Source organism: Pseudoduganella sp. OTU4001 (assembly GCF_038440195.1).
GTDB lineage: Bacteria > Pseudomonadota > Gammaproteobacteria > Burkholderiales > Burkholderiaceae_D > Rugamonas.
Map to the genome: position 1 here is coordinate 1 of NZ_JASATG010000019.1, position 18,954 is coordinate 18,954.

20 protein-coding genes and 1 tRNA gene are annotated in these 18,954 nt (G+C 65.3%); 9 read left to right on the top strand and 12 right to left on the bottom strand.

Annotated elements, in window-relative coordinates; all coding sequences use genetic code 11:
• Positions 1-2,867, top strand: a 2,867-nt coding sequence (locus AAHE99_RS17165) for a DUF2339 domain-containing protein (protein WP_342118573.1), incomplete at its 5' end; no start/stop codon positions are given.
• A complete protein-coding gene (locus AAHE99_RS17170) occupies positions 2,864-4,204 on the top strand; it encodes a DUF3999 family protein (protein WP_342118574.1) in 1,341 nt (446 codons plus the stop codon). The genes AAHE99_RS17165 and AAHE99_RS17170, both read left to right, overlap by 4 nt.
• On the opposite strand, the gene AAHE99_RS17175 is transcribed toward AAHE99_RS17170, so the two are convergent.
• Genes AAHE99_RS17175 through AAHE99_RS17185 form a run of 3 tightly spaced genes read right to left on the bottom strand, consistent with a single transcriptional unit; the run spans position 4,197 to position 8,307 of the window.
• Complete coding sequence (locus AAHE99_RS17175) at positions 4,197-5,252, bottom strand: saccharopine dehydrogenase family protein (RefSeq protein ID WP_342118575.1); 1,056 nt, start codon at positions 5,250-5,252, stop codon at positions 4,197-4,199. The genes AAHE99_RS17170 and AAHE99_RS17175 overlap by 8 nt on opposite strands.
• Positions 5,252-6,841 (bottom strand): GMC family oxidoreductase, encoded by a 1,590-nt coding sequence (locus AAHE99_RS17180; protein ID WP_342118576.1) that lies wholly within the window; start codon positions 6,839-6,841, stop codon positions 5,252-5,254. Before AAHE99_RS17180 ends, AAHE99_RS17175 begins: the two co-directional genes overlap by 1 nt.
• Entirely contained in the window at positions 6,841-8,307 is a 1,467-nt protein-coding gene (locus AAHE99_RS17185; protein WP_342118577.1) for a flavin-containing monooxygenase, read from the bottom strand. The genes AAHE99_RS17180 and AAHE99_RS17185 overlap by 1 nt, the downstream gene beginning before the upstream one ends.
• A gap of 81 nt (positions 8,308-8,388) precedes the next feature.
• Here AAHE99_RS17185 and AAHE99_RS17190 point away from each other — a divergent pair, with 81 nt between their 5' ends.
• Positions 8,389-9,027, top strand: coding sequence for a TetR/AcrR family transcriptional regulator (locus AAHE99_RS17190; protein WP_342118578.1), 639 nt, complete (start codon positions 8,389-8,391; stop codon positions 9,025-9,027).
• The gene (locus AAHE99_RS17195; protein WP_342118579.1) at positions 9,024-9,917 is read left to right on the top strand and encodes an alpha/beta fold hydrolase; all 894 of its coding nucleotides are present in this window, start codon (positions 9,024-9,026) and stop codon (positions 9,915-9,917) included. The genes AAHE99_RS17190 and AAHE99_RS17195 overlap by 4 nt, the downstream gene beginning before the upstream one ends.
• Here AAHE99_RS17195 and AAHE99_RS17200 read toward each other — a convergent pair whose 3' ends face one another.
• Complete coding sequence (locus AAHE99_RS17200; RefSeq protein WP_342118580.1) at positions 9,918-11,309, bottom strand: DUF1254 domain-containing protein; 1,392 nt, start codon at positions 11,307-11,309, stop codon at positions 9,918-9,920.
• A 22-nt stretch (positions 11,310-11,331) separates the two neighbouring features.
• A complete protein-coding gene (locus AAHE99_RS17205; RefSeq protein WP_342118581.1) occupies positions 11,332-12,132 on the bottom strand; it encodes an SDR family NAD(P)-dependent oxidoreductase in 801 nt (266 codons plus the stop codon).
• 117 nt (positions 12,133-12,249) lie between these two features.
• On the opposite strand from AAHE99_RS17205, the gene AAHE99_RS17210 reads away from it, so the two are divergent.
• On the top strand, positions 12,250-13,311 hold the full coding sequence (locus tag AAHE99_RS17210; RefSeq protein ID WP_342118582.1) for an AraC family transcriptional regulator: 1,062 nt from the start codon (positions 12,250-12,252) through the stop codon (positions 13,309-13,311).
• Here the strand turns inward: AAHE99_RS17210 and pth are convergent.
• From pth to AAHE99_RS17230, 4 genes are all read right to left on the bottom strand, one after another.
• The gene (gene pth, locus AAHE99_RS17215) at positions 13,277-13,861 is read right to left on the bottom strand and encodes an aminoacyl-tRNA hydrolase (RefSeq protein WP_342118583.1); all 585 of its coding nucleotides are present in this window, start codon (positions 13,859-13,861) and stop codon (positions 13,277-13,279) included. The genes AAHE99_RS17210 and pth overlap by 35 nt on opposite strands.
• A 45-nt stretch (positions 13,862-13,906) precedes the next feature.
• The gene (locus AAHE99_RS17220; RefSeq protein WP_342118584.1) at positions 13,907-14,314 is read right to left on the bottom strand and encodes a hypothetical protein; all 408 of its coding nucleotides are present in this window, start codon (positions 14,312-14,314) and stop codon (positions 13,907-13,909) included.
• 84 nt (positions 14,315-14,398) lie between these two features.
• The gene (locus AAHE99_RS17225) at positions 14,399-14,863 is read right to left on the bottom strand and encodes a YybH family protein (RefSeq protein ID WP_342118585.1); all 465 of its coding nucleotides are present in this window, start codon (positions 14,861-14,863) and stop codon (positions 14,399-14,401) included.
• Between the two features lie 58 nt (positions 14,864-14,921).
• Positions 14,922-15,227, bottom strand: coding sequence for a DUF1272 domain-containing protein (locus tag AAHE99_RS17230; protein ID WP_342118587.1), 306 nt, complete (start codon positions 15,225-15,227; stop codon positions 14,922-14,924).
• Between the two features lie 123 nt (positions 15,228-15,350).
• On the opposite strand from AAHE99_RS17230, the gene AAHE99_RS17235 reads away from it, so the two are divergent.
• Genes AAHE99_RS17235 through AAHE99_RS17250 form a run of 4 tightly spaced genes read left to right on the top strand, consistent with a single transcriptional unit; the run spans position 15,351 to position 17,041 of the window.
• Positions 15,351-15,620: a hypothetical protein gene (locus AAHE99_RS17235; RefSeq protein ID WP_342118588.1), complete on the top strand. Its 270-nt coding sequence runs from the start codon at positions 15,351-15,353 to the stop codon at positions 15,618-15,620.
• A gap of 5 nt (positions 15,621-15,625) precedes the next feature.
• Positions 15,626-15,928, top strand: coding sequence for an ArsR/SmtB family transcription factor (locus AAHE99_RS17240; protein ID WP_342118589.1), 303 nt, complete (start codon positions 15,626-15,628; stop codon positions 15,926-15,928).
• A 4-nt stretch (positions 15,929-15,932) separates the two neighbouring features.
• Positions 15,933-16,190 (top strand): hypothetical protein, encoded by a 258-nt coding sequence (locus tag AAHE99_RS17245; RefSeq protein ID WP_342118590.1) that lies wholly within the window; start codon positions 15,933-15,935, stop codon positions 16,188-16,190.
• Complete coding sequence (locus AAHE99_RS17250) at positions 16,190-17,041, top strand: N-acetylmuramoyl-L-alanine amidase-like domain-containing protein (RefSeq protein ID WP_342118591.1); 852 nt, start codon at positions 16,190-16,192, stop codon at positions 17,039-17,041. Before AAHE99_RS17245 ends, AAHE99_RS17250 begins: the two co-directional genes overlap by 1 nt.
• A gap of 49 nt (positions 17,042-17,090) precedes the next feature.
• Here AAHE99_RS17250 and AAHE99_RS17255 read toward each other — a convergent pair whose 3' ends face one another.
• The 3 genes from AAHE99_RS17255 to AAHE99_RS17265 all read right to left on the bottom strand — a co-directional run bounded on the left by AAHE99_RS17255 (position 17,091) and on the right by AAHE99_RS17265 (position 18,927).
• On the bottom strand, positions 17,091-17,678 hold the full coding sequence (locus tag AAHE99_RS17255) for a 50S ribosomal protein L25/general stress protein Ctc (RefSeq protein WP_342118592.1): 588 nt from the start codon (positions 17,676-17,678) through the stop codon (positions 17,091-17,093).
• A 110-nt stretch (positions 17,679-17,788) separates the two neighbouring features.
• Positions 17,789-18,739 (bottom strand): ribose-phosphate pyrophosphokinase, encoded by a 951-nt coding sequence (locus tag AAHE99_RS17260; protein ID WP_342118593.1) that lies wholly within the window; start codon positions 18,737-18,739, stop codon positions 17,789-17,791.
• Positions 18,740-18,850: 111 nt separating this feature from the next.
• Positions 18,851-18,927 (bottom strand) — tRNA-Gln (locus tag AAHE99_RS17265).
• Positions 18,928-18,954 lie beyond the last annotated feature (27 nt).

Consider the following 18,954-nt stretch of genomic DNA (forward strand, 5'->3'; position numbering starts at 1 on the left):
TGGCCGCAGCAGCGGAACAGCCTGCCGAGCGCCCCCTGCCCCCCAGTTCCGCCTGGCCCGAGCCGATGCCGGAACCAGCGTCGCCGCCACGGCCGCCGCAGCCGGCCGACGAGCCGGCCGAACCGCCTGCCTGGTTCACCGCCGCCCGCAACTGGCTGTTCGAGGGCAACCTGGTGGCCAAGATTGGCCTGCTGATCCTGTTCATCGGCGTCAGCTTCCTGTTGAAATACGCCGCCGCCCGCGTCACCGTCCCGATCGAACTGCGCCTGGCTGGCATCGTGCTGGTCGACCTGGCCGCGCTGGCCTGGGCCTGGCGCATCCGCGACAGCAATAAGGGCGTCAGCCTGCCGCTGCAGGGCACCTGCATGGCCGTGCTGATGCTGGTGACTTTTGGCGCCTTCCGCCTCTACCACCTGATCCCCGGCGGCATGGCCTTCGGCCTGCTGTTCCTGCTCACGCTCGGCACCTGCCTGCTGGCCGTGCTGCAGAACGCCCAATGGCTGGCCATCTTCGGCATCGTTGGCGGCTTCGCCGCGCCGATCCTGGCCTCCACCGGCCAGGGCAACCACATCGCCCTGTTCAGCTATTACGCCCTGCTCAACGCCGGCATCCTCGCGATTGCCATCAAGCGCTCCTGGCGCGCCCTGAACCTGCTCGGCTTCGCCTTCACTTTCGCCATCGGCACTGCCTGGGGCGTGCTGCGCTACGAGCCGCAAAACTACGCCTCGGCGCAAACCTTCCTGGCCCTGTTCTTCCTGTACTACGTCGGCATTGCCCTCGCCTACGCCCATCTCGAAGCACCCAAGCTGAAAAGCTATGTGGACGGCACCCTGGTGTTCGGCACACCGATGCTGGCCGCCAGCCTGCAATTCGGGCTGGTGAAGGAATACGAATTCGGCATGGCCTACTCTGCCCTGGTGCTTGGCCTGTTCTACGGCGTGCTGGCCACCGTCATGGCGCGCCGCCGCGGCACCTACGGCCTGCTGGTGGAAACCTTCACCGCGCTGGCCGTGGTATTCGGCACCATCGCGATCCCAATGGCGCTGGATGGCCGCTGGACTTCCGCCGCCTGGGCGCTGGAAGGCGCCGGCATCGTCTGGATCGGCTTGCGCCAGCGCCAGCCGCTGGCCTGGGCCTTCGGCCTGCTGGTGCAGCTGGGCGCATGGTTCAGCTTTATCGGCTCCATGTTCGGCCTGACCGAACAAGCCGCGCTCGACTCCAACCTGTGGCTTGGCTTCCTGCTGCTGGCCATCAGTGCCTGCCTGATGGCGATGCGCTTCCGCAGCCATGCCGCCGAAGAAGGCAAATCCCTGCAAGTGCTGGGCGCCCTGTTCCTGGCCGGCGCCGCGTTCTGGCTGATGGGCGGCGCCTGGACCGAGATCGTGCTGCGCACCAGCGGCAAGCTGCAGGCCGACCTGCTGGCCGCCAGCGCGCTGGGTGTGGCCGTGGTCATGGCGCTGATTGCACGCCGCCTGGCTTGGCCGATGGCGCGCGGCCTGGCGCTGGCAGCGCAATTGCTGGCCGGCCTGGTGCTGGCCTTCCTGCTGGCCCTGAACTGGCAAGTCGCGCCAGTCTCGCCGGATTTGTTCGCCACGCCGTTCCTGGGCAGCGCGATGCTGCTGGCCGGCGCCATGTTCAGCGCCTGGGCCTTGCACCGCCACGGCGCCGAGGCGCCTACCGTGCTGCCGCGCGCGGTGCTCGGCTATGCCGGCATGTGGTGGCTGCTGGTGGTCGCACCCACGCTGGCGAACTGGCTGCTGGCGCACTACGAGATCGCCACCAGCGGCGGCTTTGAAGCGCTAAGCCCATTGCGCCCCAGCGCCTACGCGCTGATGGTCGCCGCCACCACGCCGCTGTTCCTCAAGCTGTCGCAGCGCCTGGCGTGGCCGGCCCTGCGCGCAGCGGCAGTCCCCGCGTGGCTGCTGTTTGCCGCATCGACCGTCAGCATGCTCGGCGTGCTGTACGCACGGGGCACCATGCCGGTGGCTGAAGAATGGACCGCCTTCGCCGCGCTCTGGCTGCTCAGCGAATGGCTGATGCGCAGCATGGCCTTGCGCGAAGCCGCGCTGCTGCTGCTGCATACGCTGCGCAGCACCGGGCCATGGCTGATGATCTGGCCGGTGGGCGCCTGGTGGATCACGCGCGCGCTGCAAGGCAGCGGCGCCGATCCGGCCTGGGCCAACTTCCTGCCGGCCTGGCTGATGATGGGCGGGCTGGCCTGGGTGATGCGCCGCGTGCGCGCCGACGGCTGGCCGGTCAAGCCGGTCGCCGCCTGGTACCGCGACCTGCTGCTGCCGCTGGGCTGCGCCTGGTCGCTGGTGCTGGTGGCGGTATGGAACCTGTCGCAGGATGGCGCCATGGCGCCGCTGCCCTACGTCCCGCTGGCCAACCCGCTCGACCTGACCAGCATCTTCGCGCTGCTGCTGTGCGCGGCCGGCTACCGCCTGTGCCAGGAACGGCTGGCGCGCTACCGCCCGCAGCTGCTCGCCATCGGCGCGCTGGCCGCCTATGCCTGGTTCAACCTGGCGCTGCTGCGCACCGTGTCGCATTACCTCGGCGTGCCCTACCAGTTCGACGCCATGTTTGAATCGCAGTTCGTGCAGGCCATGCTGTCGCTGGTGTGGAGCATCACCGCGCTGCTGCTGATGCGCCATGCGGCGCGCCGCCAGGAGCGGCCGCTGTGGATCGTCGGCGCAGTGCTGCTGGGCGTGGTGGTGGCCAAGCTGTTCCTGGTCGACCTGTCCAATGTCGGCGGCGTGGAACGCATTGTCTCCTTCCTCGGCGTCGGCGCGCTGATGGTCGGTATCGGCTATATCGCCCCTTACCCGTCCGCGCGCGACGGCGAGACCCGCCAGGAGGCAGCATGATCGCCGATGTCCCGTACGACTACACCCATGTCATACCGCTGGCTGTGGCAGGCAAGCCAAGCGTGGTGCAGCTGCAGCTGCCGCGCGCGGCCTACCTGAACGCGCGCACCGCCGGCCTGCATGACATCCGCATATTCGACGCCAGCGGCGCGCCGCAGCCTTTCGCACTGCGCCCGCCGGAAAGCGTCGCCAGCACGGCGCACCGCGCGCTGCCGGTGCGCGTATTCCCTTTGATGGCCGAACGCGCCGATGCGCCGCTGGCCGGGCTCGAGGTCAGCACGGCGACGGACGGCCGCGTACTGTCGGTACGGCTGCCGGCGGCGTCTGCCGCAGCGACCGCAGCGGCGGCAGGACGGGAACGCCTGGCCGCCCTGGTGCTGGACTTGCGGCAGGACGACGCGGCCGAGCCGCCCCTGGTCGACGCCCTGCACTTCAGCTTGCCCGCCCAGCGCAGCACCTACAACGGCCAGGTCCTGCTGGAAGCCAGCGACGACCTGAAACGGTGGGAAACCGTCGGCGTGGCGGAACTGAGCTGGCTGTCCAACGCCAGCGAGGAAACGCTGGCCAACGACAAGCTGGATTTCCCGGCGCGCCCGATGCGCTATGCGCGCCTGAGCTGGCGCAGCGGCGAGCCGCTGCAGTTCGGCGCCATCTCCGCCCAGTCGCCGGTGCGCGGCCTGGCGGAGCGCGCGACCGAATCCATCCTGCTGCAGCCGCAGCCGGGCAAGGACGCGCGCGACCTGCTGTACACCAAGCCGATTGGCGTCACGCCCCTGCGCATCGGGTTGCAGGTCGACAGCGGCAACGTGGTCCTGCCGGCCACCCTAGGCAGCTACCGCGAACAGCGCCGTTCAGCGCAAGCGCGCTTCGAACCGGCGCTGCGCACCACATTCTTCCGGCTGGAGCAGAACGGCAAGCCGCGCCAGTCCGGCGATGTCGCGGTGCCGGGCTGGTTGGGCCAGCAATGGGTGCTGCGCTTCGACCAGCCGCCGGCCGTCAGGCCCGCCATGCGCATGGTCTGGGAACCGGCCACCCTGGTGTTTGTCGCGGGCGGCACGCCGCCCTATACGCTGGCCGTGGGCCGCGACAAGGCGCCGCCGGCCGCGCGCGATATCGCCGAAGTGGCGCCGGGCTTCACGCCGTCCGAGCTGCGCGCGCTGGAGCGGGCTTCGGCCGGCGCCCCGCGCGAACAGGCGGAAGCGCTGGCCAGCTTGGCGCGCCAGGCAGTCGCCGCCAACAGCACGGCGCAGCAGCGCCTGATTATTCTGTGGGGCGTGCTGGTGCTCGGCGTGGCCGTCGTGGCGGGAATGGTGTGGCGCCTGCTGCGCCCTAAGTAATCAGGATGGCGCCGGAGCCTGGCAGGCGTTCGACCAGGCCGGCGCCGCACAGCAGCGCTGGCGTGGTAAAGCCGCCTGGCAGGCCATCCTTGCGCGCCAGCACATGGCGCGTAATTTCCAGCGCCGCATCCACTGTCAGCCCGTAACCATTGGCGACGCGCACCCGCGCCGTGCGCACCTCGCCGCGCGCATTGCGCGCCTCGCCCCAGACGTGGGTGCCCAGCGTTGCGATCTGCTGCGCGTCCGGCCCATGCACCTTGCGTTCGATCACGCCGGTCAGCCAGCGCCGCACCCAGCCCCAACCCAGCGCGCCGCGCGACCAGTTGCTCCAGCGCGTCAAGCGCCCCAGCAGCGGCAGCATTGGCAGATAGCAGGCTATATTGGGAATGCCGGTCGTGCGGAAAGCGGTCGACACATCGCCCCAAGGAATGGTGACAGCGTGGCGCTCGCCGCGCCCGAAGTCGATGCGGCGTTGGTGATAGCCGAGGGGGACGTCGATGATGCTGCCATTGCGCCGCACCTTGCCGCCTAGCGGCGCGCCTTCCAGCAAAGTCTTGGCAGTGCCGGGGCTGAGCGGCGAGTCGGTGTCGAAGCCCAGCGCCAGCTCGCTGGCGTCGGGCAGCGCGGCTTTCAGCGCGGCGGCGATGCAATCGGTCGGCACCACGTCGAATCCCACGCCGGGGCATAGCAGCACACCGCGTGCGCGCGCGGCTGCGTCGCGGCTGAAGACCATTTCGAAGACATTGATTTCGCCCGTGATGTCGAGGTAGTGCGCGCCTGCCTGCATGCAGGCCTCCACCATCGGCGCGGCCGTGGCCGAGAACGGGCCGGCGCAGTTCAGCACCAGCCGCAGGCCTTGCAGCGCCTGCCGCGTCCCCGCCGCATCGCCCAGGGCAAAGGTACGTACCGGCAGACCGAGTTCCGCCGCCAGGCGGCGCACATTCTCGCCACGCCCAGCCAGCACCGGACGCATGCCCAGCGCCACCGCCTTGCGGGCGATCTTTTCGCCCGTATAGCCGGTGGCGCCGTAAATCATCCAATCATCCATCAAGCCTCCCGTATCAGGTCCACCGCCTTCTCCGCAATGGCAATCGTGGGTGCATTGGTGTTGCCGCCCACCAGCGTCGGCATGATCGACGCGTCCACCACCCGCAAGCCTTGCAGCCCATGCACCCGCAGCTTGTCGTCCACCACGGCCATGCCGTCGCTGCCCATCTTGCAGGTGCCGACCGGATGATAGACGGTGTCGGTGCGTTGCCGCAGGATAGCGCGAATCTGCTCGTCCGTCTCCACCCCTTGCGTGTACAGCTCACGGTGGCGCACAGCGGCCAGCGCCGGCGCATCCATCAGCTTGCGCGTCATGCGGAAGCCTTTGACCATGGCCTCCACGTCTTCCTGCGCGCCGAAGAAATTCGGGTCGATCAGCGGCGCATCGGCCGCGTCCAGGCTGCGCAGCGTGACCGAACCCCGGCTGGCGGGACGCAGCAGGCAGACGTGGCAGGAGTAGCCGTGGCGCGCATGCAGCTTGCGTGCGTGGTCGTCGACGATGGCGACCACGAAATGCAGCTGGATGTCCGGCGCCGCCAGCGCTTCATCGGTGCGCAGGAAACCGCCGCCCTCGGCGAAATTGGTGCCGAACATGCCGCGCCGGCTGCGCGCGTACCGCAGCAGGTTGCCGCCGCCGCGCAGCAGGCCGCTGGGCGAGAAGCCGAGCAGGTCCAGGCTCTTGGCGTAATAGGCGAACACAAAGTCCGGATGGTCCTGCAGGTTCTGCCCCACGCCGGGTAAGTCGTGCAGCACGCGCACGCCCTGCTGCTGCAAGTGCGCGCCGGGACCGACGCCGGACAGCATCAGCAGCTGCGGCGAGCCGAAGGCGCCGGCGCTGACAATCACCTCGCGGCGGGCACGGATGGTGCGCAGGCCGCCGCCCTGCACCGCCTCCACGCCAATGGCGCGGCGCCCCTCGAACAGCACGCGCTGCACGCTGGCGCCGGTTTCCACCGTCAGGTTGCTGCGCACGCCCATGTGCGGGTGCAGGAAGCCGCGCGCGGCGCTCCAGCGCTCGCCGTCCTTTTGCGTCACCTGGTAGATGCCGATGCCTTCCTGCACCGCGCCGTTGAAGTCATCGTTGATCGGATAGCCGGCCTGGCGCGCTGCCTTCAGGTACAGGTGATGGAAGGGATTGTCGGTCTGCAGCTCGCCCACGTGCAGCGGGCCGCCCTTGCCGTGGTAATGGCCGCCATGCGTGCTGTTGTGCTCCGAGCGTTTGAAGTAGGGCAGCATATCCGCGTAGCTCCAGCCCCGGTTGCCCAGCGCCTCCCAGTGGTCGTAGTCGACCTGGTGGCCACGGATGTAGACCATGGCGTTGATGGCGGACGAACCGCCCAGCGCACGGCCGCGCGGCTGGTAGCCGCGCCGGCCATTCAACCCCGGCTGCGGCGCTGTCTCGAACGCATAGTTGTTGATCGTGGTCGGCATCATCGCCACACAGCCGATCGGCGCCTTGACCACCCAGCTGTCGCCCTTGCCGCCCGATTCGAGCAGGCACACGCTGACAGCGGCATCTTCCGACAAGCGTCCCGCCAGCACGCTGCCGGCGGAACCGCCGCCGACGATCACGTAGTCAAATTCCTGCATTAGCGGTTCCCCTGCACGATGTAGTTCTGGATGTCGAAGCGTTTGGTGATGCTGCGGTAGTGGAAGGTAAAGCCGGGCCACAGCAGCAGGTTGCGCCCGCGCGAATCGAGGTACCAGCTCTTGCAGCCGGAACTCCACACCGTTCCCTTCAGCTTGCCCTGCAAGCCGTGGTTGTAGTCGCGCTGCACCTGCTCCTTCACTTCGACCGAATGCAGGTCCTCCTTCAGCAGCCGGGAGATCGCATCCACCACATAGCGCGTGCCGGATTCGATCATGTACACCATGGAGTTGTGTCCCAGGCCGGTGTTGGGGCCGGTGATCATGAAGAAATTGGGGAAGCCCGCCACCGTGCTGCCCTTGTAGGCGCCGGCGCCGTCCTCGAACACCTTGAGGAAGTTCTTGCCGCCACGGCCGCGGATGTCGATCGGGCCAAAAGCATGCTCGGTATCGAAGCCGGTGGCGTAGATGATCACATCCACAGGACGTTCCTCGCCCTTGCCGTTGACGATGCTGTGCGCGCGCACTTCGCGGATGCCGTCGGTCTGCACCGAGACATTCGGCTGCATCAGCGCGGGATAGTAGTTGCTGGTCAACAGGACCCGCTTGCAGCCGATCGTGTAGCGCGGCGTGAGCTTCTCGCGCAGCGCAGGGTCGGGCACCTGGCGCTTCAGGTGGCGCAGCGACTCCCGCTGCGCAAAGCGGGTCAGCGCCGGCGCGAAAACGAACATGACCACGCGCGACTCGTAGCGCACGTAATGCATGGCGCGGTACAGCAGCTGTAGAGGCTTCACCCTATCCAGCAGCCATTTCTCGATGCGGCTCACGGCGCGGTCGGGACGCGGCAGCACCCAGTGCGCGGTGCGCTGGTAGCTGTCCAGTTGCGCGGCCAGCGGCTGGATCTCGGGGATGAACTGCACGGCGCTGGCGCCGGTGCCGATCACCGCCACGCGCTTGCCGCGCAAGTCCACGCTGTGGTCCCAGGTGGCGGAATGGAAAGCCTTGCCCTGGAAATTCTCGAGACCGGGAAATTTCGGCGTGCTGGGGCGGCCCAGGAAACCCATGGCGGAAATCACGGTGCGCGTCGTCATCTCGCCCTGGCTGGTGCGGATGCGCCAGAAGCCGCCCGCCTCGTCGTAGTGCGCCGCCTGCAGCGCGCTCCCCAAACGCAGGTGCGGCAGCAGGCCGTGCTGCTCCACCACGCGCTTGGTGTACTCCAGCAGTTCGTCCTGGCGCGGGAACAGCCGGCTCCAGCTCGCATTCTGGGCAAAGGAGAAGGAATACAGGTGGCTCGGAATATCGCAGGCGGCGCCGGGATAGTTGTTGACGCGCCACGTTCCGCCGAACACCGGGTCCTTCTCCAGCATGACGAAATTGTCGATGCCCGCTTCCTTCAGCTTGATGGCGCTGCAAATCCCGCCAAAGCCGCTCCCTATGATGACCACGTCGTGGTCGACCTTGATGCCCATGTCCGTCTCCTGATGATTTTTGTGGCAGTGACGCCTGTTTTCGACTATATTTCTGACATTAGCCATTGTCAACATGTCGTCATGTCAGATTTAAAGGACCGCCCCTACCGGGGCATCAACAAGGAAGACCGCATCGCGCAGCGCCGCGACAAGCTGGTCGAATCGGCCATCGAACTGTTTGGCGGGCAGGGTTTCGCCAACACCAGCATCAAGGCGCTGTGCGTCAATGCAGGGCTGACCGAGCGCTCGTTCTACGAATCCTTCGGAGTCAAGGAGGACCTGCTGCAGGCGGCCTACCTGCACGCGCGCAGCGAGGTGCTGGCGGCCGTGCGCGCCGCCATCGCCAGCGCCGAGCAAAATCCGGCGGCGCGCAGCCTGGCCGGCGTGGCGGAATACCTGCGCCAGCTGGAAGATCGTCCGGCCGTGGCGCGTTTGCTGCTATTTGAACTGGAAGGCGTCAGCGAAGCCACCAATGCCGTGGTGCGCCAGGTGCTGCGCGAATCGTCGGACCTGATCCTGCACGAAATGGGCGCCGGACTGCCGGCCAAACCGGGCGGAAAGCTGGATGGCGAACTGCTGGCCATCGGCATGATGGGCGCGATCTACCAGCTGGCCAAAGTCTGGGTGCACGGCGGCTACCAGCTGCCGCGCGAGCAAGTACTGCGCAACGCACACGGCCTGTATCTGGGCATGCTGACTCTTTGGAAGGACAACAAATGATCCTGATGACCGCCGGCACCGTGCTGGCTTTCGTAATGTTCAACCGGCTGATGCCGGCGCGTGCCGCCCACATTGGCATGGCCCTTGAACGCAAGCGTTCACGCCTGGTGCGCAAGCACGCATCCCTGCCCTACCTGGAAGGCGGCAGCGGTGAAGAAGTGCTGGTACTGGTGCACGGCTTCGGCGGCGACAAGGACAACTTCACACGCATTGCCGCCTGGCTGACGCCGCACTACCGCGTCATCATCCCCGACCTGCCGGGCTTTGGCGAGGCACGGCGCGATACCGATGCAAAGCACGATATGGCCACGCAGGTGGAGAACCTGCGCAGCTTCCTGGCGGAGCTTGGCGTGCAGCGCTGCCACCTGGGCGGCAACTCGATGGGCGGCTTCATCGCCAGCGAATATGCGGCGCGCCATCCGCAGCAAGTAGCTTCGCTCTGGCTGCTCGACCCAGCCGGGACCGATGCCGCGCTGGACCTGCCGGTGTTCCGCGACTACCAGGCCAGCGGCCAGATGCCGCTGCTGGTGCGCGAGCCCAAAGACATGGAGCGCTTGCTCGATCACTGCATGTCGAAGCGGCCCTTCTTCCCCTACTGCGTCAAGCACCAGCTGGCGCGACGTGCGGTGGCGGATTACCCGCTGCATGTGCAGATCATGAAGGAACTGGTGGGATCGCCGCGCCTGGCCGGGCCGATTGAAATTCCCGCGCTGATCGTGTGGGGTACGGAAGACCGCATCCTGAGCCCGCAGGGCGCCGCCGCCATGCAGGGACTGATGCCACGCAGCGAAGTGCTCATGATGGAAGGTATCGGACACTTGCCGATGCTGGAGGCGCCGCGCCGTACCGCGCGCGACTTCCTCGCCTTCCAGCGCCGTCTCAGCGCCTGATTACGGTTGCCGCCGCACTTGCGGTGGCTTCCACTGTCCTTCCAGCGCTGCCGGCTTGGGCCAGTATAGGCGCAGGTTGAGCGAGAAGGCGCCGCTGGCCGGCGCCGGCAGCCAGTTCGATTGCAGCTCCGCCGCTGGCGCTTCGCGCTGCAGGTACAGATCGAGCGAGCCGTCGGCGTTGTAGCTCAAGGTGTCGCGGTCACCAATCGAATAGCGGCCAATCGGGTTGGCGGCGAAGAACTGGCGCTCGTTATACATGGCCAGCGACCAGAAGGCGCGCACCGGCGGCAGCTGTTCCTGGTCGAAATGGATCACGTAGCGTGCGCTGCTGTCGAAAGGCTTGCCGTCGGCGTCAGTGAAAGCGGCCGGGTAGATCGAATCCTCCACCACGTTGGCGCCCAGGCCGAATTGTGCAATGACAGCGCGCCGCAGGTAATCGGTGCCGTAAGTGCCAATCGGCGTGAGCGGAACGCGCCAGCCATTGGCGGGGATGCCGGCCGTGCGTGCGGCGGCAGCAATTTTCTTCAGCGCCAATCCGGGCGCGGCTTCGAACGCACCGCGCACAGCATCGGGCTGCGCCGCCAGCTCGAATGCTTTGCCGGGCGCCAGGCCGGCGCGCGCCAGCCGGTCCAGCATCGGCGCGTCATGCTGGTGCGGCGCGTTCTGTGCCATAAGCGCCGCAAAGCGCTTGAAGAAGGTGCCCGCGTCCATGCGCGCCACCTGCTCCACCGGGGCCGACATATCCTGCTCCGGATCGACGCGGCCAGGCGGCAGCTTGTAGCCCGGCTTGCCCCAGGCGCTGAGCGGCACCGCCTTGATGCCGACCTGGAATCGCTGCACGGCGGCGTAATCGGCGCTGCCATTGGTCTGCGTGCGCCCGATCATCCAGCCGCTGGCGGTGGGCGCACGGTAGGCGGTTACGCCGGCCGGCAGCTTGCCCTGCCAGGACGGGCCGACGATGGCCACAGTCTGCGCGTGGTTCCCAGTGGTGCGGCTGCCGGGCGACATGAAGACATCGGTCCACATGTCCAGCGCCGGCAGCAGGTAGTAGCGGCCACCCGAGTCGGGCACGCTGATCACCAGCGGCTCCTTGGCGACATCGAACCACAGCGAGGAATACAGCGTATCGGCATTCGGCCGCACTACGGCAGTGAAGTTGGCATCCGGGAAGGCCGCCATGTGCACGAACTGGTTGACCGGCGCACCCAGGCGGGCTCCGGCCTGCGGCGCCGCGACATTGGTGGTGACACGGCGCGTGACGTCCATCAGCACCAGCGGATAGGCATAGACGTAGGCTTCGACGGCGATCTCGCGCAGCTCCTCCGGCGCAGGTGCGGCCGGGGTGGTGCCGGCGGCGGCCGCGGTCATGACCATCGCGGCCAGAGTAGTCAAGATACAGGTCATTCGTTTCATCTCACATCCCCATCTTTTCCATCAGGTTCACATACTGGCGCGGGAACAGGCGCGGCAGCCAGGAGGCAAGGCGTGCCAGATGCCCGGTGACGATACGCTGGCGCCCGCGCTCCACGCCATCCAGGATGGCGCGCGCGCAGTCTTCCGGCGGCGTCACCAGCAGTTGGTCAAGCCCGGACAACATGCGCCGCTCCACCTCGCCCGCATTGCGCCCCAGTACCGGACCATGCCCGATATTGGTCTTGATACCGCCCGGGTGCACCGATACGGCCTTGACGCCCGTGCCTTTCAGCTCGCGCCACAGGCATTCGTTCAGCCCGCGCACGCCGAATTTCGCTGCGTTATAGGCCGCCTGCGCCGGGAAGCCGACAAAGCCGAAGATGCTGGAAATGTTCACGATATGGCCCTCGCGCTGGGCCAGCATCATCGGCAGGAAGGCCTTGCTGCCCCAGATCACGCCATACAGGTCGATGCCGATGACGCGCTCAATCTCCTCGGGCGTCGAATTGTGGAAGGTGGCCGCCACCGTAATGCCGGCATTGTTGAAGATGAAGTGCGCCGTGCCGAAATCCTGCTGCACCTGGGCCGCGTGGTCGAACATCTGCTCGCGCTGCGACACATCCAGCCTGTAGCAGCGCACCTCGGCGCCGTCGCACAGGGCGGCCGTCTCGCGCAGTCCCGCCTCGTTCACGTCCGACAGCGCCAGGCGCGCACCGCCCTGCGCCAGCTGCACCGCCAGGCAGCGCCCGATGCCCGAGCCGGCGCCTGTAATAACAGCAATCTTGTTCGAATAAAAAGCCATGGTCCCCCTCCTTGGAGCATCCATTGTGCGCAGTCCCGCGCCCGGCGGCTGGTGGTTTTCCGACATTTCCCTGCTTTTTCTGGACAGCCTGCGCGGCCCGGTGCGAGTATGGTCCGCATGAGGAAATCCGCCCTGCCCACCGTGCCGGCGCGCTACCTGGTATGGGCCATGCAGTTGGCCGAAGCGCGCGCTACCGATTGCTCCGCACTGCCCGCTGTGGGCGGTTTGACGCGCGCCCAGCTGGAGGCCCCCGATGCCATGGTAAGCCAGCGCCAGTTCGACGCCATGCTGCACCGCCTGGTGCTCTCGGGCGCGCACAGCGAGCTGGGTTTCGAACTGGGCATGCAATTGAACCTGAGTTCCCACGACCTGCTCGGCTACGCCCTGCTAAGCAGCACCACGCTCGATGTTTGCCTCCGGCTCACGCAGCGCTACTACCGCCTGATCACGCCCAGCTTCCGCTTGCAATACCAGCGCCTTGGCGAAGAGGCGGAACTGCTGTTCACGCCCGTGCAGCCGATGATGCCGGAGACGCTCTACTTCCACGAGGAAGCCATCGCCGTGGCGACCTATCGCCATCTATGCAGCCTGCTGCAGCGGCCCCTGGCCCGAGGCCGCATCTTTCTTTCGATGCCGCAGCCGCGCCATGCCGCGCGCTATCGCGAGCTGGGCGGGGTGCCGGTGCAATTCCAGGCTTCCGCTTTGCCCGGCGTGCGCATTGTGCTGGCGGCCAGCGAACTGGATTTGCGCCTGCCGCTGGCCAACGAGCGCGCACGCGCCACGGCGGAGCATCACTGCCGCCAGCTGATGCAGCATGTGAAGCAGCAAAGCAGCTGGAAGGATTGGGTGGCGATGATGCTGAATGCGGCCGTCGATTGCCAGCCCAAACTGGATGAGCTGGCAGGCCTGTTGAATATTGCGGGACGCACGCTGGACCGCTACCTGCGCAAGGAAGGTACGACCTTCCGCGTCCTGGCGCTGGAAATCCGCAACCGCCGCGCGCAAGCCCTGCTTGGCGATGACAGCCTGCCGGTGTCGCAGATCGCCTATCGCCTGGGCTATACCGACGTGGCCAATTTCGGCCACGCCTTCCGCGCGATGAACGGCTGTTCGCCCAGCGACTACCGCCGGGCGCGCGCTGCACTCAAGGAGTGTGCAGCTCCATCGTCGCCTTCGTGAAGTCGCCAGCGACGGCGGTGGGGATGATGCGCAGCGCTTTCTCGATCGCCTCGTCGATCAGCAGCTGCTCTTCGCGGCGCGGACGATGCAGCACGAAGTCGGCCACCGGCTGGTTCAGGTTCAGGGTGCGCGGGTGGCCGATGCCGATGCGCAGGCGCCAGTAGTCCTGGGTGCCGAGGGCGGAAGTGATGTCCTTCAAGCCGTTATGGCCGCCGGAGGAGCCGCCTTTTTTCAGCTTGGCCGCACCGGGCGGCAGGTCCAGTTCATCGTGCACCACCAGCACTTCGTCCGGCTGGATCTTGTAGAAGCGCGCGATGGCGCCGACCGACTGGCCGGAACGGTTCATATAGGTTTGCGGTTCGAGCAGCCAAAGCTGGTTGCCGCCGATGATGGTTTTCGCCACCAGCGCATTGAAGCCCGACTCGCGCTGCAGGCGCGCGTTCGGCAGCGAGTTCGCGAGGTTATCCACCAGCCAGAAGCCGGCGTTGTGGCGGGTTTGTTCGTAGTCGGGGCCGGGGTTGCCGAGGCCGACGATCAGGCGGATGGGCATGGTCTTGCGGTTGCGAGTGCAAAACCGCAGATTATACCCGCGCAATCAGATCAGACCGCGTCCCAGCACGGCGAGCACAGCTACCAGCGTCGTGAACTGCAGGCCAATGCACCAGTGATAGTTGCGGTCGGCTTGCGCCTTTACGGCATCGATCTTTTCGGTGAGTTGCGCAACTGCCTTGGTAATTTCTTGTTGCACATAAAGCTGCATTTCGAGCTTCAACTGCACCAGGCCGCTATCCACATACTGGCGCATGGCGGCGAACTGGGCGTCCGTGGACTCTCGCATCGCGACGAACTGGGCGTCGGTGGACTCTCGCATCGCGACGAACTGAGCGTCGACCCCCACAAAGCGGGCATCCATATGCTGCCTAAGCAGCGCCAGTTCGCAATTCACTGCATCCAAAGCTTTCTCCTGTGCGGCAATCCGTTCATCCGGGGTCAGCTGTTCCATGGCGGCCTCCTTTGGCAGGTAGACCACCATGCTCCCCCATTTTCACGCAGCGCACTTTGAGGTGGCGCACAGGATGCAGCGGAACTATTTGGGCGGTGCGGTGTCAGCGTTCCAGGTGTCGCGCAGGTACATCCACTTGCCGTTGACCTTCTTGTTCACGGAGAGGAATTTGCCGGTTTCGACGACCTTGCCGTCCTTATCCTTCACCGTATAGGTGCCTGAGGACCAGCCCAGGTTGCCGCTGGAGCCGCCTTCGCGCTTGTCGCCGAAGCTGAACACCATGCCGGCTTTGGCGGCGCCTTGCGCCTCCTTCAGCAGGAAGTCGCGGATCGCGGCGCGGCCCATGACGGCGGGAGCGTTGGGCGGCAGCAGTACCGCGTTCTCGTCATACAGCCTGCCAAGGCCTTCGCCGTCGGCCGCCGAGAACGCTTTCAGCCAGCCATTGTCAACGGCCTGGATCGCCGTCAAATCCGCCTTCGAATCGGCCGCCCAAGCCGGGGCCGCGCACACGGCGGCCAAGAACATCACACCTGCAAGTTGCGCTTTCATTTGACAGCCCTCCCCGTGGTGAGTCGTTCAACCAGCATAGACCTCGGCGGCCAGGGAATCAACGCTCGTGCGGCGCCTTGCCTGCCTGCGCCGCCACCAGCTTGGCGTGCTCTTCCAGGTTCACAGGGCGATACTTGACGATCGTGCTGGCCGGATTGGCGCCGAGGTAGTTATTGTTTTTCCAGTTGTGCGCCGGGCGGACAGGACGTGGCATGAAGCCGCCACCACAGTTCGGGCAGGTGTTGGACAGCATATCGACACAGTCAGCACAGAAGGTGCATTCGTAGGTGCAAATGCGCGCTTCCAGCGATTCCGGTGGCAGGGCTTTGTTGCAATGTTCACAGCTTGGGCGCAGTTCCAGCATGGCAGATCTCTCCGGCGGTTTCAAAAAAAAGAAATGCTATATGAATTTTTTACTTGACGCAGGGCGCCACCTGTCAGATATTTATTACACGTGTCTTTAATTTAAAACAGAAAGGAACGTGCCATGAAATACCTGACCACCCTGCTGCTCGCAGCAAGCCTCGCCGCCCCTGCCATCGCCGCCGACGCCCCAATGGCGGATAAGGAACGCATCGACCAGCTGATCCAGCAAAACAAGGCCCTGATCGCCCAAAACACCCTGCTGCTGGAGCAGTGCGACCGCCCCAAGACCAAGGAAGAAGCCTTCGCCCAATGCATGCAAGCCGCGCGCGGCGAGAAAGGCGCCATGGCGACGGAATCGGTCAGCGCGAATTGCCGCATGCTGCTGAAGTAAGCCGGATGCAAAACCTGCTTCAAGTGCTGGAAGCGCTGGCCAACCCGCACCGCCTGCGCATCCTCGCTTCCCTGCGGAAGGACGGCCGTAACTACGTCAGCCAGCTGGCGCGCGACGTGGGGATCAGCCGTCCTCTCCTGCACCTGCACCTTGCCAAGCTGGAGGCGGCCGGCCTGGTGCGCAGCCAGCACGAGCTGTCCAGCGACGGCAAGGCGCTGAACTACTTCGAAGTGGCCGACTTCTGCCTGCAACTCGATCCCTCCGCGATCGTAGAAGCCGCCAAACACATCAAACTTGAGAAGGAATGAGCGTATGTCCGAGCACATCTACCTGCTGACGCTGAGTCTGCCGCTGCTGACCGTACTGGCCGTTTTCGGCATGAAGTACTGGTCCAACGCCCACAAGGCGCGCGCGGAAGCCGCCAGCGTCGAGGCCTACCGCGAGCTGGCCAGCAAGTCCGCCGCGGCGCTGGCCGAAAACGCCGCCACTTTGGCCGCAATGCATGCCACATTGTCTGATATGAAAGGCCGCCTGGCCTCCGTCGAAACCATGCTGAAAGAGGTTGGCTGATGCTGGCAAGCCTGCTGATTGCCGCCGCAGCCCTGACTGCGAGCGCCGAACCGAAACAGATCTACCAGATGACGCCGCAAGAAGCCGGCGCCTTCATCGCCGACGTGCGGCGCAGCGAGCCCGACCTGCGCAAACGGATCGCCACCATCGCCCGCCGCAATATCGGCCAGCCCTACAAGCTGAACCTGCTGGGCGAGTTCCCCTACGAACTGCACGACACCCTGCCGATGTACAGCCTGACCGCCAGCGACTGCCTGGTGTTCGCCGAGCACACGTACGCGATGGCGCTCAGCGCCTCCTGGGAAGAATTCTTCTGGACCCTGCAGCGCATCCGCTACAAGGACGGCGTGATCGGCGTCGCCAGCCGCAACCACTACATGGAAGTGGACTGGAACATCAACAACCAATGGCTGTTAGCCGACGCCAGCGCCCAGCCCGGCGCGCCCAGCTACGCCATGCGCATCGACCGCGCCCAATTCCTGAAGACCCAGCACCGCGTGCAGCGCGACATCCCCGTGCAGGACACGGTGCAAGCCTACCTGCCGGTCGAACGCGCGCAGCAGGAGTTCGCCACGCTGGGCGAAGGCGATATGGTGGAAGTGGTCTCGGTGCGCAAGGGCCAGCACATGGTGACCCACGTCGGCCTGGTGGTGCTGGACGCCCAGGGCGGACGGCGCTTCCTGCACTCGTCCGAACCGGCCGTACGCGAAGAGCCGCTGGAAACCTTCATCGCCCGCACCCAGGCGCGCCCCAACAACGGCCTGGCCGGCTTCAAGTTCATGCGGCTGCGCGAAGCGATTGCCGTCCCGCCAGCCGCCCCGCAGCCGCGCCCGACCGCCGGCGGCGCCTGAAAACAAAAAACCCCGCCGAGGCGGGGTTTCTTATCGCTGCGAAAACAGATTACTCTGCTTTGGCTTCTGCGGACACAGCACCAGCTGGTACCGAAGCGGTAGCGATGGTAGCGTCGGAACCGTGGGTCACGATGGTCACGCCTTTTGGCAGCTTCAGGTCGGAAGCGTGCACGGACTGGCCTACGTCCATCTTGGACAGGTCAACAGCGATGAACTCTGGCAGGTCAGCTGGCAGGCAGGAGATTTCGATCTCGTTGGCTACGTGGCTGATGGTTGCGGAGTGCAGTTTCACAGCTGGGGACACTTCAGCGTTTTCGAAGTGCAGGGCAACTTTCACGTGCAGTGGCTTGTTGGCGTCAACGCGCTGGAAGTCAGCGTGCAGAACCAGTTGCTTGAACGCGTGCATCTGGAAGTCACGCAGCAGCACTTTCTGTACCGAGCCGTCGATTTCCATGTCCAGGATGGACGAGTGGAAAGCTTCTTTCTTCAGCGCGTGGAACAGTGCGTTGTGGTCCAGGGCGATGGTCACAGGGGCTTCGGTGCCACCGTAGATGATGCCAGGGGTCTGGCCGGAATTACGCAGGCGGCGGCTCGCACCCGTACCTTGCAGATCACGTTTGAATGCTACAACTTTCATGGAATACTCCAAAAATAAAAACAAGGCTCGCGCCTTGTCGGTAAATGAAATGCCCCGCGACCAGGGCACTTCGGAAAACGGCCGCAGCTCGCGCCACGGCCGGAAATTCTTTAGTCGACGAACAGGGAGATCACCGAATCGCCCTTGATGATGCGCTTGAAGGTCTCTGCCAGCAGCGGTGCGCAGGTGACCTGGCGGATCTTGCCGCATGCCTTGGCTGCCTCGGACAGCGGGATGGTGTCGGTCACCACCAGCTCGTCCAGCGAGGAGCCGGAGATGCGTTCGATTGCCGGACCGGACAGCACTGGGTGCGTGCAGTAAGCGATCACTTTCTTGGCGCCGCGCTCTTTCAGCACTTCGGCAGCCTTCACCAGGGTGCCTGCGGTGTCGACCATGTCGTCCATGATCACGCAGTTACGGCCTTCCACTTCACCGATGATGTTCATCACTTCGGAGACGTTGGCTTTTGGACGGCGCTTGTCGATGATGGCCAGGTCGCAGTTCAGGCGCTTGGCCAGTGCACGGGCACGTACCACGCCGCCGACGTCCGGCGATACCACCAGCAGGTTTTCTTCGGCCTTCTTCTGCAGGTCGCCCAGCAGGATTGGCGAAGCGTAAATATTGTCTACAGGGATATCGAAGAAACCCTGGATCTGGTCAGCGTGCAGATCCATGATGATCACACGGTCAACGCCCGCTTCTTCCAGCATGTTGGCGATGACTTTGGCCGAAATTGCCACACGCGCGGAACGCGGACGGCGATCCTGGCGGGCATAGCCAAAGTAAGGAATTGCAGCGGTGATACGGCCAGCGGACGCACGTTTCAGGGCATCGACCATCAGGATCAGTTCCATCAGGTTGTCATTGGTCGGTGCGCAGGTCGATTGCAGCACGAAGACGTCTTTACCACGAACGTTTTCGTTGATTTCGACCATTACTTCGCCGTCGGAGAATTTCGATACGACAGCTTTGCCGAGTGGGATGCCGAGATTTTTTGCGACCCCTTCTGCCAGAGCAGGATTAGCGTTGCCGGTAAAAACCATCAGGTTTTCGTAAGCCATTGGGAGTCCCGAGAGGTAGTGTTGAATTCTATGAGGCACTCCCGCGGGGCAGGAGCTTTGTTTTCACCCCTGGCTGGAGACTGATGCCTCGACAGAACCAGGGAAAAACGGTGGCAGGGGAACAAGGATTCGAACCTTGGTATGCCGGAATCAAAATCCGGTGCCTTAACCAGCTTGGCGATTCCCCTACTCTTAACTGACTGTCTTCCGTCAGT

Coding starts and splice junctions, on each gene's coding strand:
- AAHE99_RS17170 (WP_342118574.1), top strand. CDS start 2,864: ATGATCGCCGATGTCCCGTACGACTACACCCATGTCATACCGCTGGCT.
- AAHE99_RS17175 (WP_342118575.1), bottom strand. CDS start 5,252: ATGGATGATTGGATGATTTACGGCGCCACCGGCTATACGGGCGAAAAG.
- AAHE99_RS17180 (WP_342118576.1), bottom strand. CDS start 6,841: ATGCAGGAATTTGACTACGTGATCGTCGGCGGCGGTTCCGCCGGCAGC.
- AAHE99_RS17185 (WP_342118577.1), bottom strand. CDS start 8,307: ATGGGCATCAAGGTCGACCACGACGTGGTCATCATAGGGAGCGGCTTT.
- AAHE99_RS17190 (WP_342118578.1), top strand. CDS start 8,389: ATGTCAGATTTAAAGGACCGCCCCTACCGGGGCATCAACAAGGAAGAC.
- AAHE99_RS17195 (WP_342118579.1), top strand. CDS start 9,024: ATGATCCTGATGACCGCCGGCACCGTGCTGGCTTTCGTAATGTTCAAC.
- AAHE99_RS17205 (WP_342118581.1), bottom strand. CDS start 12,132: ATGGCTTTTTATTCGAACAAGATTGCTGTTATTACAGGCGCCGGCTCG.
- AAHE99_RS17210 (WP_342118582.1), top strand. CDS start 12,250: ATGAGGAAATCCGCCCTGCCCACCGTGCCGGCGCGCTACCTGGTATGG.
- pth (WP_342118583.1), bottom strand. CDS start 13,861: ATGCCCATCCGCCTGATCGTCGGCCTCGGCAACCCCGGCCCCGACTAC.
- AAHE99_RS17220 (WP_342118584.1), bottom strand. CDS start 14,314: ATGGAACAGCTGACCCCGGATGAACGGATTGCCGCACAGGAGAAAGCT.
- AAHE99_RS17225 (WP_342118585.1), bottom strand. CDS start 14,863: ATGAAAGCGCAACTTGCAGGTGTGATGTTCTTGGCCGCCGTGTGCGCG.
- AAHE99_RS17230 (WP_342118587.1), bottom strand. CDS start 15,227: ATGCTGGAACTGCGCCCAAGCTGTGAACATTGCAACAAAGCCCTGCCA.
- AAHE99_RS17235 (WP_342118588.1), top strand. CDS start 15,351: ATGAAATACCTGACCACCCTGCTGCTCGCAGCAAGCCTCGCCGCCCCT.
- AAHE99_RS17240 (WP_342118589.1), top strand. CDS start 15,626: ATGCAAAACCTGCTTCAAGTGCTGGAAGCGCTGGCCAACCCGCACCGC.
- AAHE99_RS17245 (WP_342118590.1), top strand. CDS start 15,933: ATGTCCGAGCACATCTACCTGCTGACGCTGAGTCTGCCGCTGCTGACC.
- AAHE99_RS17250 (WP_342118591.1), top strand. CDS start 16,190: ATGCTGGCAAGCCTGCTGATTGCCGCCGCAGCCCTGACTGCGAGCGCC.
- AAHE99_RS17255 (WP_342118592.1), bottom strand. CDS start 17,678: ATGAAAGTTGTAGCATTCAAACGTGATCTGCAAGGTACGGGTGCGAGC.
- AAHE99_RS17260 (WP_342118593.1), bottom strand. CDS start 18,739: ATGGCTTACGAAAACCTGATGGTTTTTACCGGCAACGCTAATCCTGCT.